The organism is Clostridium sp. AF32-12BH, from assembly GCF_003477935.1.
GTDB lineage: Bacteria > Bacillota > Clostridia > Lachnospirales > Lachnospiraceae > Brotaphodocola.
Window position 1 is genome coordinate 35083 of sequence record NZ_QUEH01000010.1, and the last position, 14361, is coordinate 49443.

The following is a 14361-nucleotide window of genomic DNA, read 5'->3' on the forward strand; positions in this document are numbered from 1 at the left end:
AAATGTTATGTTATGGTGCCGGGCACGTATGCGTGCACAGGAACGAAAAATAACGGTGTACAAAGGAGGGATTCTTTATGGCAGGTGGAAACAGCAGCTGGGAGAAGATCCAGCAGGGCGTGAACGATACAGAACGGCTGATTGTCCAGAGAGAGTACAATGCTTCTATGATGAAAGCACGTCAGACTCTGGAATTTATGGTAAAAAATCTGGCAGATCAGGCGGGCATCCTGGATGAGAGCGATTTAAAAAACATGATTGATGCGCTTTATGAAAACCGCTGGATCTCCAAGACCACGTGTGAGAACTATCACAAGATCCGGATGATCGGCAACAAAGCAGCTCATGAGGGCGATGCAAATGCCTACAGCGCGAATCAGGCGTACCACATGCTTTCTCAGGAAATGTACACGTTCGCAGATGAATACCGCAAGACAAGAAAAGGAGCAAAACCGCTCACAAGACCGGTAGTGACGCAGAAATCTTCCAGCCAGTCTTATACTGGCACTGCACGAAAGGGTACGGCGGGTACTGGCCGCGCAAATACGGGGAATTCTTCTGGAACAGCACGAAACAGCAAAGGAAACGCAGCTGCCGCAGGCAGAACTTATGCAGGAACACGAAACAGCAGCGCTGCTTCTTCCAGGAGCCGGAGACGTTCGGGAGGCCGGAATGCTTCCTTTTCGTTTTATAATCTGCTGAAGCTTCTGGTACCGGTGCTCTGTATTGTCCTTTTGCTTCTGGTCGTGAAGTTTGTGAAGCCGCAAAGCCAGACAAAGGAAACCGAAGGTCCGACTGCTGTGGAAACCATGGAAACAACGGAAGCTGCGCCAAAAGAGACGGAAAGCACAGGACCGGTTTACCGTACTACGGATGTTTTGAATGTCCGTCCGGAGCCAAGTACTTCTTCGGAGCGGATCGGTCAGCTGAATGCAGGCGTGACCGTGGAATATGTGCGCGCCCACAATGCTGACTGGGCCGTGATCCTCTACAACGGGCAGGAGGCGTATGTGGCAAGCCGGTATCTGCAGGAAGAATAACCATATATTTAACAACATAATTTCTACAGCCTCGCAATGCGATTTCGGCACTTTGACAAAAAAACATCGTTAAAAAAGTGTTATTCTTTCATTTTCACTATGGAGTTTTTGGGGCAAAAGAGTATGATGTTAGCAGAGCGCTTATGACAAATATAATAAAATACCTATAGAATGGATACTTATATATTGAGTATGAGTGCAATCGAAAAGACAAGGAGGAGCAAGATGGATACCGTGATCAAGAGGATATCGGAGATTGAAAAAGCTGCTGTGACCGTCATGGATGATGCCGCTGCACGCAAGAAAGCGTTTGCGGCTGAGATGGAAGAAAAAACAAGGCAGTTCGACCAGACAGCAGATGCCGAGACAGAAAAAAAGGTGCAGGATCTTCGTCAGGAGATGGAAAGCCGGATGAAGTCTGAATTGTCTGAGCAGAAGGCACAGGCTGAGGCGCAGCTTGTACGGATGGAAAAAAATTATGAGCTTCATCATGAAACGTATGTGAAGAAGCTGTTTCAGGAACTAATAAGGGAGTGATCGTATGGGGCTTTTGGCCTACAGCGGGATAACGACAAAGGTGCGGGCAATGGAAAGCCGTTTGCTGACGGAAGAAGAGTTTCGCCAGCTGGCAGAGCAGGAGGATGTCCGCAGCGCGGCAGATTATCTGAAACAGCAGCCAGCGTATGCGGAAGTGTTTGCCGGTCTGGACGATACGAAGCTGCACCGGGGGTATATTGAACAGATCCTGACCCAGTCGGAGTACCGCGATTTTACCAAGCTTTACCGCTTCTCCAGTGTGAAGCAGCGGAAATTCCTGGATCTTTACTTCCGGCATTATGAGGTGGAAGTGATCAAGAAGCTTCTGCGGCATATGCTGGGCGGCAGGGAAGGACAGCCGGATCTGTCGGTGTTCCAGGAGTTTTTTGAGAAGCATTCCAATCTGGATCTCGAAGCACTTTGTAAGGCAAAAAATCTTGCAGAGTTTACCGATGCACTGGGGAAGAGCGCATACGGGGATCTGCTGAGGCAGCTGCTTGATAAGGAACAGAACAGTCTGTTTGACTGTGAGCTGCAGCTGGATCTATTTTATTTTCAGTCTCTCTGGAAAGCGCGGACCAAGATTTTGAGCAAAGCGGAGCGGAAAATCCTGGATGCATGCTATGGAAGCCGCCTGGATATTTTAAATATCCAGTGGATCTTCCGGGCGCGGAGCTTTTACCGGCTTTCCCCGGCGCAGATTTATGCCTTACTGATCCCGGTCCATTACCGGCTGCGTGCAGAGACGGTAAAGCAGTTAGTTGAGGCGGAGGATGATGCGAAGTTTTTTGCCGTATTAAAGGAAACTCCGTATGGAAAACTGGATGCAGGTGATGCCGGACAGGTACCGGATGTCCAGCTTTTGTCGAAACAGATTTTAGACCAGATTTATGGAAAGACCGGGCGCCGCTATCCGCATTCTCCGGCGGTGCTGGATTCGTATCTGTATTTTAAGGAACAGGAGATGCGAAAGATCGTCACGGCGTTAGAGGGAATCCGGTATGGAATTTCCGCGCCGGAGATCATGGGGCTGATAGCAAAACAATAAAGGAACGCAGTGGGAAGCTTTGGGGTGCAATTTCGGAGGGAGTATTTGGAAATTGCGACCGAAAACGGAGCAGAACGCTGCAGACAGGAGGAATTACTTGTGATAGAAAAAATGAAGTTTTTGAGTATCACAGGTCCGAAGGATGATATTGACCGGGTGGTGGAGCAGTATCTCTCAAAATATGAGATCCAGCTGGAAAACGCCCTGTCGGAGCTTAAGACGGTGGCAAGCCTCAGGCCGTATCTGGAGATCAATCCTTACAAAGCGGAGCTGCAGACAGCAGAAACGCTGATGAAGGAGATCGATGGAACGGCTGAGGCAGGTGTGCCAGCAGGAAAGACTGGAAGCGGGGCAGACGCAACCGCAGGAAAGACTGGAACAGCGGCCGGGACTGGTGAAAAACAGAAACAGTCCGGCAAACCGGATCGAATGCTGAAAATCCAGTTAGAGGGAGCCGGACAGATTTCCGTAGAAGATGCCGTTAACACGATCCACAGTCTGGATGAGCAGTTAAAGTCCCTTCGGGCAAAGAAGGAAGCACTGGAGAAGCAGGCATCGGACATGGAGCAGTCCATGGACCGGGTGATCCCGTTTACGGATCTGAATTATGACCTGAAGGACATTTTACATTTTCAGTATATCAAATTCCGGTTTGGACGCATGACGCATGAGTATTACAATAAATTCATGGATTATGTGTACGATACCATCGATACGGTGGTGCACAAATGCCAGGAAGATGCAGAGTATGTGTGGCTGGTGTATTTTGTGCCGGAGCCGCTTTGCGATAAGATCGATGCAATTTACGCATCGCTGCATTTTGAACGGTTTTTCCTGCCGGATGAATATGAGGGAACCCCGGTGGATGCGACCCATGAACTGGAGCATCAGCTTTCCGGAGTCTATGAAGAGATCCGCGGGATCGATGAGCAGTTTCAGAAAGCGCTGGCTGCACAGGCAGACAGCCTCAGAGCCGCTTGCCGGAAGCTGGAAACCTATTCCAGAAATTTCGATGTGCGCCGCCTTGCCGCCTGCACAAAGGATAAGGATCACACGTTTTATATTCTGTGCGGCTGGATGAGCGAGACAGACGCGAAGGCTTTCCGCAAGGAACTGGAAGAGGATGATAAGACCTTCTGTTTCGTGGAGGAAGATCATGGAAACATCATGAGCAAGCCGCCGACCAAGCTAAAGAATCCGAAACTCTTTAAGCCGTTTGAGATGTTCATCCGCATGTACGGACTACCATCGTATGAGGAAATCGACCCGACGGTCATTCTCGGTCTGACTTACTCGTTCTTATTTGGATTTATGTTTGGCGATGCAGGACAGGGCCTGTGCCTGATGCTTGGCGGTTACCTGCTGTACCGGGCAAAGAAGATGAACCTGGCGGCGATCATTTCCTGCTGTGGTTTCTTCTCGACCATTTTCGGATTTTTATTCGGCAGTGTCTTTGGATTTGAGAATATCATACAGCCGCTGTGGCTGCATCCGAAGACAGCGATGACGAACCTTCCGTTTGTTGGAAATTTGAATACCGTGTTTATCGTAGCGATTGCCATGGGCATGGGAATTGTTCTGATGACGATGGTTTTGAACGTCATCAACAGCCTGAGAAGCCATGACACGGAAAAGGCATTTTTTGATACCAACGGCATTGCAGGTATCGTATTCTACGGTGCACTGGCTGTCACGATCATTCTGTACATGAGCGGACATACGCTTCCGGCTACGGCTGTGCTGATCGTGATGTTTGTCCTGCCGCTTCTGGTGATCTTCTTTAAGGAGCCGCTTACGGCACTGGCTGAGAAGCATGCGAAGATCATGCCGGAGGAAAAGGGCATGTTTTTCGTGCAGGGTGTATTTGAATTGTTTGAAGTATGCTTAAGCTATTTTTCCAACACCCTTTCCTTTGTCCGTGTGGGCGCGTTTGCAGTCAGCCATGCAGCGATGATGGAAGTGGTCCTGATGTTAGCTGGTGCCGAGGCGGGAACGCCAAACTGGCTGGTAGTCGTCCTGGGCAACCTCTTCGTGTGTGGCATGGAAGGACTGATCGTTGGCATCCAGGTACTCCGTCTGGAGTATTATGAGCTGTTCAGCCGTTTCTACCGTGGAACCGGGCGGGAGTTTAAGCCGTACGGAAGACAGAATTAGCGGAATTTCCCAAATACCCGGGCTGACAGTACCGGAAAGGACTGAAAGCCGGGACAGCAGAAAACAGACCGCAGATAAAACAACAAAAGATATTCAGAATAAAAAAGGAGAATCAGATCATGACTTTATTAGCAAAAATCACACTGGCAGCAGCATTAATCCTTAGCATTGGAGTTCCGTTTGGCGCGTTTGCGGCAGGAGAGAAGACGAGAGGCCGTTATAAGACCGCCATCGGCGTGAATGTATTTCTGTTTATGGCAACCATTGGCGTGGCTGCGGGACTCATGTTTACCGGTCATGCATTTGCGGCAGAAGAAACTGCCAAGGCAGTCAACAGTGCAGCAGGCTGGGGCTATCTGGCAGCAGCACTTTCCACCGGTATGAGCTGCATCGGCGGCGGTATTGCCGTATCCGCAGCAGCATCTGCCGCACTGGGAGCGATCAGTGAGGACGGCTCCATTCTTGGTAAATCCCTCATCTTCGTTGGTCTTGCCGAAGGTGTCTGCCTGTACGGACTGATCATTTCCTTTATGATCCTTGGTACCCTGTAAGATGAAGATGTATCTGATCAGTGACAACATCGACACCTGGACCGGCATGCGGCTCGCCGGTGTGGAAGGTGCGGTGGTGCACGAAAAAGAGGAATTGAAGGCAGAACTGGATAAGGTCCTGGCCGACAAGACGATCGGAATCGTACTGCTGACAGAAAAATTCGGGCGGGATTTCCCGGAACTGGTCAATGAGGTAAAGTTAAACTATCGCCAGCCACTGTTTGTAGAGATTCCGGACCGTCATGGAACCGGCCGCAAGCCGGACTTTATCACGGCCTACGTCAACGAAGCGATCGGGCTGAAATTATAATGCAAAAAGGAAGGTGACCAATGTGACCACCGAGGAAAAATTACAGCATTTTCTGGACACCTGCATGGAAGATGCCAGGGTTCGCAGCGGACGGATGCTGGATGAATATATGTCCGCACTGGAAAAGACATTTGAGGAACATAAAGCCGATACCCGCAGACGTGAGAAGCTGCAGCTGCAGCAGGAAACGGAGAAGATCGAGCGGGAGATCAACAAACAGCTGGCGGTAGGGCAGATCGATATCCGCCGGATGCTGGGGCAGAAACAGGAAGAATTAAAAGACAAGCTGTTTGTGGAGTTAAAGGATATGCTGGCGCATTACCTGGAGACGCAGGACTACCAGAAGCTTTTGGAGCGCCAGGTGAAACATGCGGTAGAGTTTGCAGGGCAGGATCCGGTGATCATTTACCTGGATCCGGTCGATGAGGATAAAGTAAACCGCCTTGCGCTTCACAATGGAAACGCGGAATTCCGCATCAGCGAGTATTCTTTCACCGGAGGAACCCGGGCGGTAATCCCGTCGCGCCATATCCTCATTGATAATTCCTTCCAGACGAAGCTGGAGGAAGCCAGGGAGAAGTTCCACTTCGACTTAAGCCTGACAGAAGGAGGAAATGGAGATGTCTAAGACGGGTGTGATCTGCGGGATCAACGGCCCGATCGTCCATGTGAAAGGGGACGCGGGCTTTACCATGAATGAGATGGTCTATGTAGGCCATGAGAATCTGGTGGGCGAAGTCATCGGCTTAAAAGCCGGGGATACCATTATCCAGGTTTACGAGGAGACAGCCGGGATCCGTCCGGGTGAGCTGGTAACAGGAACCGGTGCGCCGGTGTCCGTTACCCTGGCACCGGGCATCCTGACCAATATTTTTGATGGAATTGAGCGGCCATTGAGCGAGATCGCGAAAAGTGGCGGCGCGTACATCAGCCGCGGTGTGAATGTCAGCGCGCTGGATAACGAAAAGAAGTGGAAGACCCACATCACCGTGAAAAAAGGTGACCGGGTATACGGGGGCACGATCCTTGCGGAGGTGCCGGAGACTCCGGCAATCCTTCATAAGGTCATGGTGCCGCCGGATAAGGAAGGCTATGTGCTGGATGTGGTGGAAGATGGGGAATACACGATCAACGATCCCCTGGTAACGATCCAGCATCTTGACGGAACCGAGGAAAAACTGACGATGACCCAGAAATGGCCGATCCGTGTGGCAAGACCGACGGCGAAGCGTTTCCCGGCAACCCAGCCGCTTGTGACCGGCCAGCGTATCCTGGATACGCTGTTTCCGCTGGCAAAGGGCGGCACGGCGGCAATTCCGGGCGGATTTGGTACCGGAAAGACCATGACCCAGCATCAGATCGCAAAGTGGTCGGATGCGAACATCATCATTTACATTGGCTGTGGTGAGCGCGGAAACGAGATGACACAGGTTCTGGAGGAATTCTCCGAGCTGATCGACCCGAAGACCGGAAATCCGCTGATGGACCGCACCACCCTGATCGCGAATACATCCAATATGCCGGTGGCAGCCCGTGAGGCGAGTCTGTATTCCGGTCTGACGCTGGCAGAGTATTACCGGGATATGGGCTATCATGTTGCGATCATGGCGGATTCCACCTCCCGTTGGGCAGAGGCACTGCGTGAGCTTTCCGGACGTCTGGAGGAGATGCCGGCGGAGGAAGGATTCCCGGCATATTTGGCATCGAAGCTGTCTGCCTTTTATGAGCGTGCCGGTATGATGCAGAATTTAAACGGAACTGAGGGAAGCGTGACGATCATCGGTGCGGTATCGCCGCAGGGCGGTGATTTCTCCGAGCCGGTAACGCAGAATACCAAGCGTTTCGTGCGCTGCTTCTGGGGGCTGGACAAGAGCCTGGCTTACGCGAGACATTTCCCCGCTATTTCCTGGCTGACCAGTTATTCTGAGTACTTAAACGATCTCGGTCCGTGGTACACGGAGCATGTCGATAAAAAGTTTGTGGACTACCGCAACCAGATCGTCTATCTGCTGTCCCAGGAGAGCAGTCTGATGGAGATCGTGAAGCTGATCGGCGGCGATGTCCTGCCGGACGACCAGAAGCTGATCCTGGAGATCGCCAAGGTGATCCGCGTGGGCTTTCTGCAGCAGAATGCCTTCCACAAGGACGATACCTGCGTCCCGATGGAGAAGCAGTTTAAGATGATGGAGATCATTCTGTACCTGTACCGGAAGTCCCGTTCCCTGATCTCGATGGGCATGCCGATGTCAGTATTAAAAGAGGATCCGATCTTTGACCAGGTCATTGCCATCAAGTACGATGTGCCGAACGATAATCTGGCAATGCTGGATGACTATAAAAAGAAGATTGACGCCTTTTATGACGGCGTCATCGAGCGGAATGCATAGGAGGGCTGTGATATGGCAATTGAATATTTAGGTTTGAGTGCGATCAACGGCCCCATGGTAGTGTTAGAGGGTGTTTCCGGTGCGGCTTACGACGAGATCGTGGAGATGACGGTCGACGGAAACAAACGGAAGCTGGGTCGTATCATTGAAGTATACGAAGACAAGGCGGTAATCCAGGTTTTTGAGGGAACCGAGGGCATGGGATTGAAAAATGTCCATACCCGCCTGACCGGTCACCCGATGGAGCTCGGTGTTTCGGAGGAAATGCTGGGTCGTACCATGAACGGAATCGGCGTGCCGATCGACGGACTGGGCGAGATCTTGCCGGAAAAGATGCTGGATGTCAACGGAAAGCCGTTAAACCCGGTGACCCGTGAGTACCCGCGTAACTACATCCGTACCGGAATCTCTGCGATTGATGGTCTGATGACCCTGATCCGCGGTCAGAAGCTGCCGATCTTTTCCGGCAACGGACTTCCGCATGACCAGCTGGCGGCGCAGATCGTGCAGCAGGCATCGTTGGGCGATGATTCCGACGAGCAGTTTGCGATCGTTTTTGCGGCCATGGGCGTGAAACACGATGTGGCAGAATTTTTCCGCCGGACGTTTGAGGAGAGCGGTGTTTCCTCCCACGTGGCGATGTTTATGAACCTGGCAAACGACCCGGTGGTCGAGCGTCTGATCACGCCGAAATGTGCGCTGACTTTAGCGGAATATCTGGCATTTGAGAAGAACATGCACATCCTGGTCATTTTGACGGATATGACTTCGTTTGCAGAGGCGATGCGTGAGGTGTCCTCTTCCAAGGGCGAGATCCCGTCCCGAAAAGGCTTCCCGGGCTATCTGTACAGCGAACTGGCAGCGCTTTATGAGCGCGCCGGAATTGTAAAGGGTGTGAACGGATCCGTGACCCAGATCCCGATCCTGACCATGCCGAACGATGACATCACCCACCCGATCCCGGACCTGACCGGTTACATTACGGAAGGTCAGATCGTTCTGGACCGGGAGTTAAACGGTCAGTCGGTTTACCCGCCGATCAACGTGCTGCCGAGCCTGTCTCGTCTGATGAAGGACGGCATCGGCGAAGGCTACACCCGTGCGGATCACCAGGCAGTGGCAAACCAGCTGTTTTCCTGCTATGCCAAGGTGGGCGATGCGAGGGCGCTGGCATCCGTCATCGGCGAAGATGAGCTGTCCCCGCTGGATAAAAAATATCTGGTCTTTGGCCGGGAGTTTGAGCACCGCTTTGTCGGACAGGATCCCCATGATAACCGGAATATCATAACCACCTTGAACATTGGCTGGCAGCTTCTCGGACTTTTGCCAAAAGCGGAGCTCGACCGGATCGATACGAAGATCCTGGATCAGTATTACCGGCCGATGAAGCTGGATGAGAACGGGGATCTGGTGGCTGTGGAAACAGAAAAGAGCGCGGTGGCTGGCACAGTCGTGACACCAGCCCAGGTCGAAACAGCGCGGCAGTAAGGGGGAATCTGTATGAATCCGAATACCTTTCCTACCAAGGGCAATTTGATTTTAGCGAAGAATTCCCTTGCCCTGGCGAGCCAGGGTTACGAGCTGATGGATAAAAAGAGGAATATCCTTCTTCGGGAACTGATGGGTCTGATCGACCAGGCAAAGGATATTCAGGCAGAGATCGATACCACGTTTACAGAAGCCTACAGGGCGCTCCAGAAAGCCAATATTGAGCTCGGCATCGGTTTTATCCAGGATATCGCCGCGACAATTCCGGTGGACGATACCATCAGGATCAAGACAAGGAGCATCATGGGAACGGAAATCCCGCTGGTGCAGCATGAACCGGTGCCGTTGACACCGGGCTACGCTTTCGCAAGCACCAGTCCGGCGCTCGATGAGGCCCGGATGCATTTTGAGAAGGTGAAGGAGCTGACGGTAAAGCTTTCCATGGTGGAAAATTCCGCTTACCGGCTGGCGTCCAGCATCCGCAAGACCCAGAAGCGGGCCAATGCATTAAAGAATATCACCATACCGACGTACCAGAATCTGGTTACGACCATCGGCAATGCGCTGGAGGAGAAGGACCGTGAGGAGTTCACGAGGCTGAAGGTGATTAAACGTACAAAAACAGGATAAGACTTCACAGAAATTGTGAACTGTGATAAAATATAGGTCAACTGGGGGTTCAAAATAAGAACCCCTTTGACATTTACCACAGGAAGTGAGGTCAGAATTTTGACAACTGGAAATACAAAAAGAAATTGGAAAAGAAAAGTACAGTGCGTGAGTGCGGCGCTTCTCATGGCTGGTCTTCTGGCGGGATGCGGCGCAGCCCAGACGGCAAACCAGGCAGAGAGCGAAACCACCGAGGAAAACCTGGTTCTTATGGAAGAGACCTTGCCGCAGACTGCCGCAGATGAAACAGTCATGGCGCTTTCACCGGATGGTCCGCTGCTTCCGTCTGTAGAGGGCGTGGATGCGGAATACAGTGAACCGATCCCGGATTACCTGCGCATCGGTGAGAAACATCCGATCGTTTTAAAGCTGCAGCAGCGCCTGATGGATTTAGGCTTTATGGATAACGATGAGCCGACCGATTATTATGGTGAGGTAACCCAGAGTGCGGTCAAGATCTACCAGCGTCAGAACCAGCTGGCGCAGGACGGCATCATCGGCCCGGATACCCTGGAGGCGATCCTTTCCCCGGATGCCAAGTATTATGCGGCGCAGAAGGGCGATGAGGGTACCGATATCACCCGGATCCAGAGCCGTCTGTATGAGCTGGGCTATCTGGCAAGCGACAGTCAGGTGACCGGCAGCTTTGGTGACGCGACCGAAGAAGCGGTCATGAAGATGCAGAGTGTCAATGGTCTGGACCAGGATGGTAAAGTCGGCAGAAAGACCATGAACCTTCTTTACAGTGAAGATGTGAAGGCAAACATGCTGGCATACGGCGAGAAGAGTGATCTGGTCCTGGCGGCGCAGAAGCGCTTAAAAGAGCTGGGCTATATGACCACGGAGCCGGACGGCAGCTACGGAAACGATACGATCATTGCGGTAAAACAGTTTCAGTCCCGGAATGACCAGGTTGTGGATGGTTACCTTGGACCGGCAACCCGTGTCGCATTGAACAGCTCGGATGCGGTTCCGAACGGCTTAAGCCTGGGTGATAGCGGCGATAATATCCAGCGTGTCCAGAACCTGTTAAGCAAGTTAGGCTACTTAAAATCTGCAAATGTAACTGGCTATTACGGTGAGGTGACGGAGAATGCAGTCAAGATGTTCCAGCGCACCAACGGACTGAGTGCGGATGGTACGGTCGGCGTCATGACCATGGCGAAGCTGACTGCAGGGGATGCCAAGAAGGCACCGGCACAGCCGAAGACCAGCACCAGCAAGAACAACAGCAAAAATAATACGACCAGTGGCGGAAGTAAGAAGGGAAGCTCCGGAAGTACTTCGGTTCCGAATACCGGCGGAGCCAGCGGCGGTGCAAGTGCCCTCATTGCAGTGGCAAGCTCCAAGCTTGGCTGCCCGTATGTATGGGGCTCTAAGGGACCGAACTCGTTTGACTGCTCTGGTTTCGTATACTGGTGCTTAAACCAGGTAGGTGTGCGCCAGAGCTACATGACTTCCTCTGGCTGGAGAAATGCCGGAAGATATACCAGAATCAGCAGCTTCTCAAGTCTGCGTGCCGGAGACATCATCGTCGTAAGCGGCCATGTCGGAATCGTGGCAGGCGGCGGAACCGTAATCGATGCTTCCTCCGGTAACGGTAAGGTGGTACACCGTTCCTTAAGCTCCTGGTGGGCAAATAACTTCATCTGTGGATGGAGAATCTTCTAAAATAACAGGAATAACAGGATCGAAAAGCCAGAAATCAGGAAATGGGTTTCTGGCTTTTGTATTGTTCCAAATAAAAAACTTTTGGAAAAAATAATTGACAAATTAAAAAATGGGACTATAATGGCAGTTATTCAAAGCGTTGACATCCCATCAGTCTCTACGAAAATACTGACTGAGGATTGAAACAAACAAATGCGACGAACAGGACAAGGCTTTTTTGCCAGAACCGTTTTCAGAGAGCTTCCGGCCGGTGTGAGGAAGCAGCGGGGCAAAGAGGTTATCCCCTGCAAGCAGCTTGTCTGAAATGCAAACATAGTTTGTGTGTTATGCTTTGTGCAACACATGAGCAGCAACGCTCCGGTGATACCGGACGTTAAGCGAAAGTAAGACGGGACGGAAACCCACCGTTAACCGGGCGCGTATTCCTCCGGACTGAGAGACGGAAGGATATGGTCAGAGTGGCTGGCAGTATGTCAGCAAGGGAAGTGGTAACGCGGAGCGCATCCGGTAATATTGTGGTAACTATGCCTTCGTCTTCCTGCAGAAAAAGTTCTGCGGGGAGACGGAGGCTTTTTTGTTGCGATACATTTACAGGAAAACTGCAGGTGGCTGCTTCTGTGGCTGCGTCGCACATCAGAGATTCATCCGCGGTCTGTTTGCTGATTTCCCGCGTTGCATAGTTTTGAGAGGAGAGAACAATTATGAATACACTTGTTATTGTTTTGATCGCAGCTGTGTGTCTCTTCTGTGGATACACATTTTATGGCCGCTGGCTTGCAAATAAATGGGGCATCGATCCAAAGGCGAAGACCCCGGCTGTTGCTTTAGAAGATGGACAGGATTACGTGCCGACTGACGGCTGGACCGTTTTTGCACATCAGTTTTCCTCTATCGCAGGTGCAGGCCCTGTCACCGGTGCCATTCAGGCAGCAGCATTTGGCTGGGTTCCGGTTCTTCTGTGGGTTATCATCGGAGGCATCTTCTTCGGTGCAGTAACCGACTTTGGCGCCCTGTATGCCAGTGTAAAGAATGAAGGCAAGTCCATGGGTCTTCTGATCGAGAAATACATCGGCAAGACCGGACGGAAGCTGTTCCTTTTGTTCTGTTGGCTGTTTACCCTGATCGTTACCGCTGCTTTTGCTGATATGGTTGCGGGCACATTCAATGCTTACACCGTAACCGATGGAGTCACTTCTTTATCTCCGGCAGCACAGACGAATGGTGCAGCAGGTTCCATTTCCTTGATGTTCATCGTGTTCGCTATGGTATTTGGTCTGATGCAGAAGCATCTTCATCTGACCGGATGGAAAGAAACACTGGCCGGACTGGCATGTACCGTTGCTGCTTTTGCAGTCGGCATGGCATTCCCGCTGGTTGCAGGCAAAGACACCTGGTCTTATTTGACTTTTGCATATATCTTCCTGGCAGCTGTTATGCCGATGTGGCTTCTGATGCAGCCGCGTGATTTCATGACAACCTTTATGTTTGCTGGTATGATCGTCGGTGCCGTTGTCGGTCTGGTGGTTGCACACCCGACCATGAACCTTCCGGCTTACACCGGATTTAAGAATGCCAAGATGGGAGATATGTTCCCGATCCTGTTTGTAACGGTTGCATGCGGAGCGGTTTCCGGATTCCACAGCCTGGTTTCCTCAGGAACCTCTTCCAAGACAATCTCCAATGAGAAAGATATGCTGAAGGTTGGTTATGGTGCCATGGTATTGGAGAGCCTGCTGGCTGTTCTGGCTCTGTGTGTTGCCGGCGCGGCAGCTGCAGCAGACGGTACCGCAGCAACCGGAACCCCGTTCCAGATCTTTTCTGCAGGCGTTGCCGGATTCCTGGAGATGTTTGGCATCCCGGTTTATGTAGCACAGTGCTTCATGACCATGTGTGTTTCCGCACTGGCATTGACCAGTCTGGATTCCGTAGCTCGTATCGGACGTATGTCTTTCCAGGAACTGTTCTCCGTTGATGATATGGAGCATGCAGAGAGCTGGAGAAAACTGTTATGCAACAAGTACTTCTCAACCGTCGTAACCTTGGCCTGCGGCTTTATCTTAACCAAGATCGGTTATTCTAACATCTGGCCGCTGTTCGGCAGTGCAAACCAGCTGTTAAGCGCCCTGGTACTGATCACCTTATGTGTATTCTTAAAGGTAACTGGGAGAGAGAACAAGACCCTGTTCCCGCCGCTCATCATCATGCTGTGTGTAACCTTTACTGCCCTGGTTGAGAGAACCATTGCACTGATTCAGGCATTCGGCGCAGGAACCGCAGTCTTTATGGTAGAAGGATTACAGCTCATCATTGCAATCCTACTGATGGTTCTGGGTGTCATCATTGTGTATACATCCGGGAAAGAGTTGTTTGAAAAGAAAAATGTAAAGAATACGCAAGTAAAACATGCGTAGAAGCTGCATCCATGATCCACAGACAAGATTACACCAGATATTATGAATAAATTTGCGAAATAAAAAAAGTCCAGAGAACGATAACGGTAAAGAGT

General features: G+C 51.4%; 12 protein-coding genes. All 12 read left to right on the forward strand.

Translation table 11 applies throughout. The features are described from left to right. Window positions 1-77: 77 nt before the first annotated feature. The 12 genes from DWZ40_RS11185 (at window position 78) to DWZ40_RS11240 (ending at window position 14266) form a co-directional block, all read left to right on the forward strand. Window positions 78-1040, forward strand: a complete 963-nt coding sequence (locus DWZ40_RS11185; RefSeq protein WP_118543124.1) for an SH3 domain-containing protein — start codon at window positions 78-80, stop codon at window positions 1038-1040. Window positions 1041-1232: 192 nt separating this feature from the next. Next, window positions 1233-1577 carry an ATPase gene (locus tag DWZ40_RS11190; protein ID WP_147354188.1) on the forward strand — a complete coding sequence of 115 codons (345 nt, stop codon included), beginning with the start codon at window positions 1233-1235 and terminating at the stop codon, window positions 1575-1577. 4 nt (window positions 1578-1581) lie between these two features. After that, window positions 1582-2625 carry a V-type ATPase subunit gene (locus DWZ40_RS11195; protein ID WP_118543126.1) on the forward strand — a complete coding sequence of 348 codons (1044 nt, stop codon included), beginning with the start codon at window positions 1582-1584 and terminating at the stop codon, window positions 2623-2625. 99 nt (window positions 2626-2724) lie between these two features. Continuing rightward, window positions 2725-4779 (forward strand): V-type ATPase 116kDa subunit family protein, encoded by a 2055-nt coding sequence (locus DWZ40_RS11200; RefSeq protein WP_118543203.1) that lies wholly within the window; start codon window positions 2725-2727, stop codon window positions 4777-4779. A 119-nt stretch (window positions 4780-4898) separates the two neighbouring features. Further along, window positions 4899-5330, forward strand: coding sequence for an ATP synthase subunit C (locus DWZ40_RS11205; RefSeq protein WP_118543127.1), 432 nt, complete (start codon window positions 4899-4901; stop codon window positions 5328-5330). Between the two features lies 1 nt (window position 5331). Then, window positions 5332-5640, forward strand: a complete 309-nt coding sequence (locus DWZ40_RS11210) for a V-type ATP synthase subunit F (RefSeq protein WP_118543128.1) — start codon at window positions 5332-5334, stop codon at window positions 5638-5640. A gap of 13 nt (window positions 5641-5653) precedes the next feature. Then, window positions 5654-6268 carry a V-type ATP synthase subunit E gene (locus DWZ40_RS11215; protein WP_347560076.1) on the forward strand — a complete coding sequence of 205 codons (615 nt, stop codon included), beginning with the start codon at window positions 5654-5656 and terminating at the stop codon, window positions 6266-6268. Then, a complete protein-coding gene (locus tag DWZ40_RS11220) occupies window positions 6261-8027 on the forward strand; it encodes a V-type ATP synthase subunit A (RefSeq protein ID WP_118543130.1) in 1767 nt (588 codons plus the stop codon). The genes DWZ40_RS11215 and DWZ40_RS11220 overlap by 8 nt, the downstream gene beginning before the upstream one ends. A 12-nt stretch (window positions 8028-8039) precedes the next feature. Further along, entirely contained in the window at window positions 8040-9515 is a 1476-nt protein-coding gene (locus DWZ40_RS11225; protein WP_118543131.1) for a V-type ATP synthase subunit B, read from the forward strand. A 12-nt stretch (window positions 9516-9527) separates the two neighbouring features. Beyond that, on the forward strand, window positions 9528-10145 hold the full coding sequence (locus DWZ40_RS11230) for a V-type ATP synthase subunit D (RefSeq protein ID WP_118543132.1): 618 nt from the start codon (window positions 9528-9530) through the stop codon (window positions 10143-10145). A gap of 147 nt (window positions 10146-10292) precedes the next feature. Then, entirely contained in the window at window positions 10293-11855 is a 1563-nt protein-coding gene (locus DWZ40_RS11235) for a peptidoglycan-binding protein (protein ID WP_347560077.1), read from the forward strand. Between the two features lie 701 nt (window positions 11856-12556). Beyond that, the gene (locus tag DWZ40_RS11240) at window positions 12557-14266 is read left to right on the forward strand and encodes a carbon starvation CstA family protein (RefSeq protein ID WP_118543133.1); all 1710 of its coding nucleotides are present in this window, start codon (window positions 12557-12559) and stop codon (window positions 14264-14266) included. The last annotated feature ends 95 nt before the right edge of the window (window positions 14267-14361 follow it).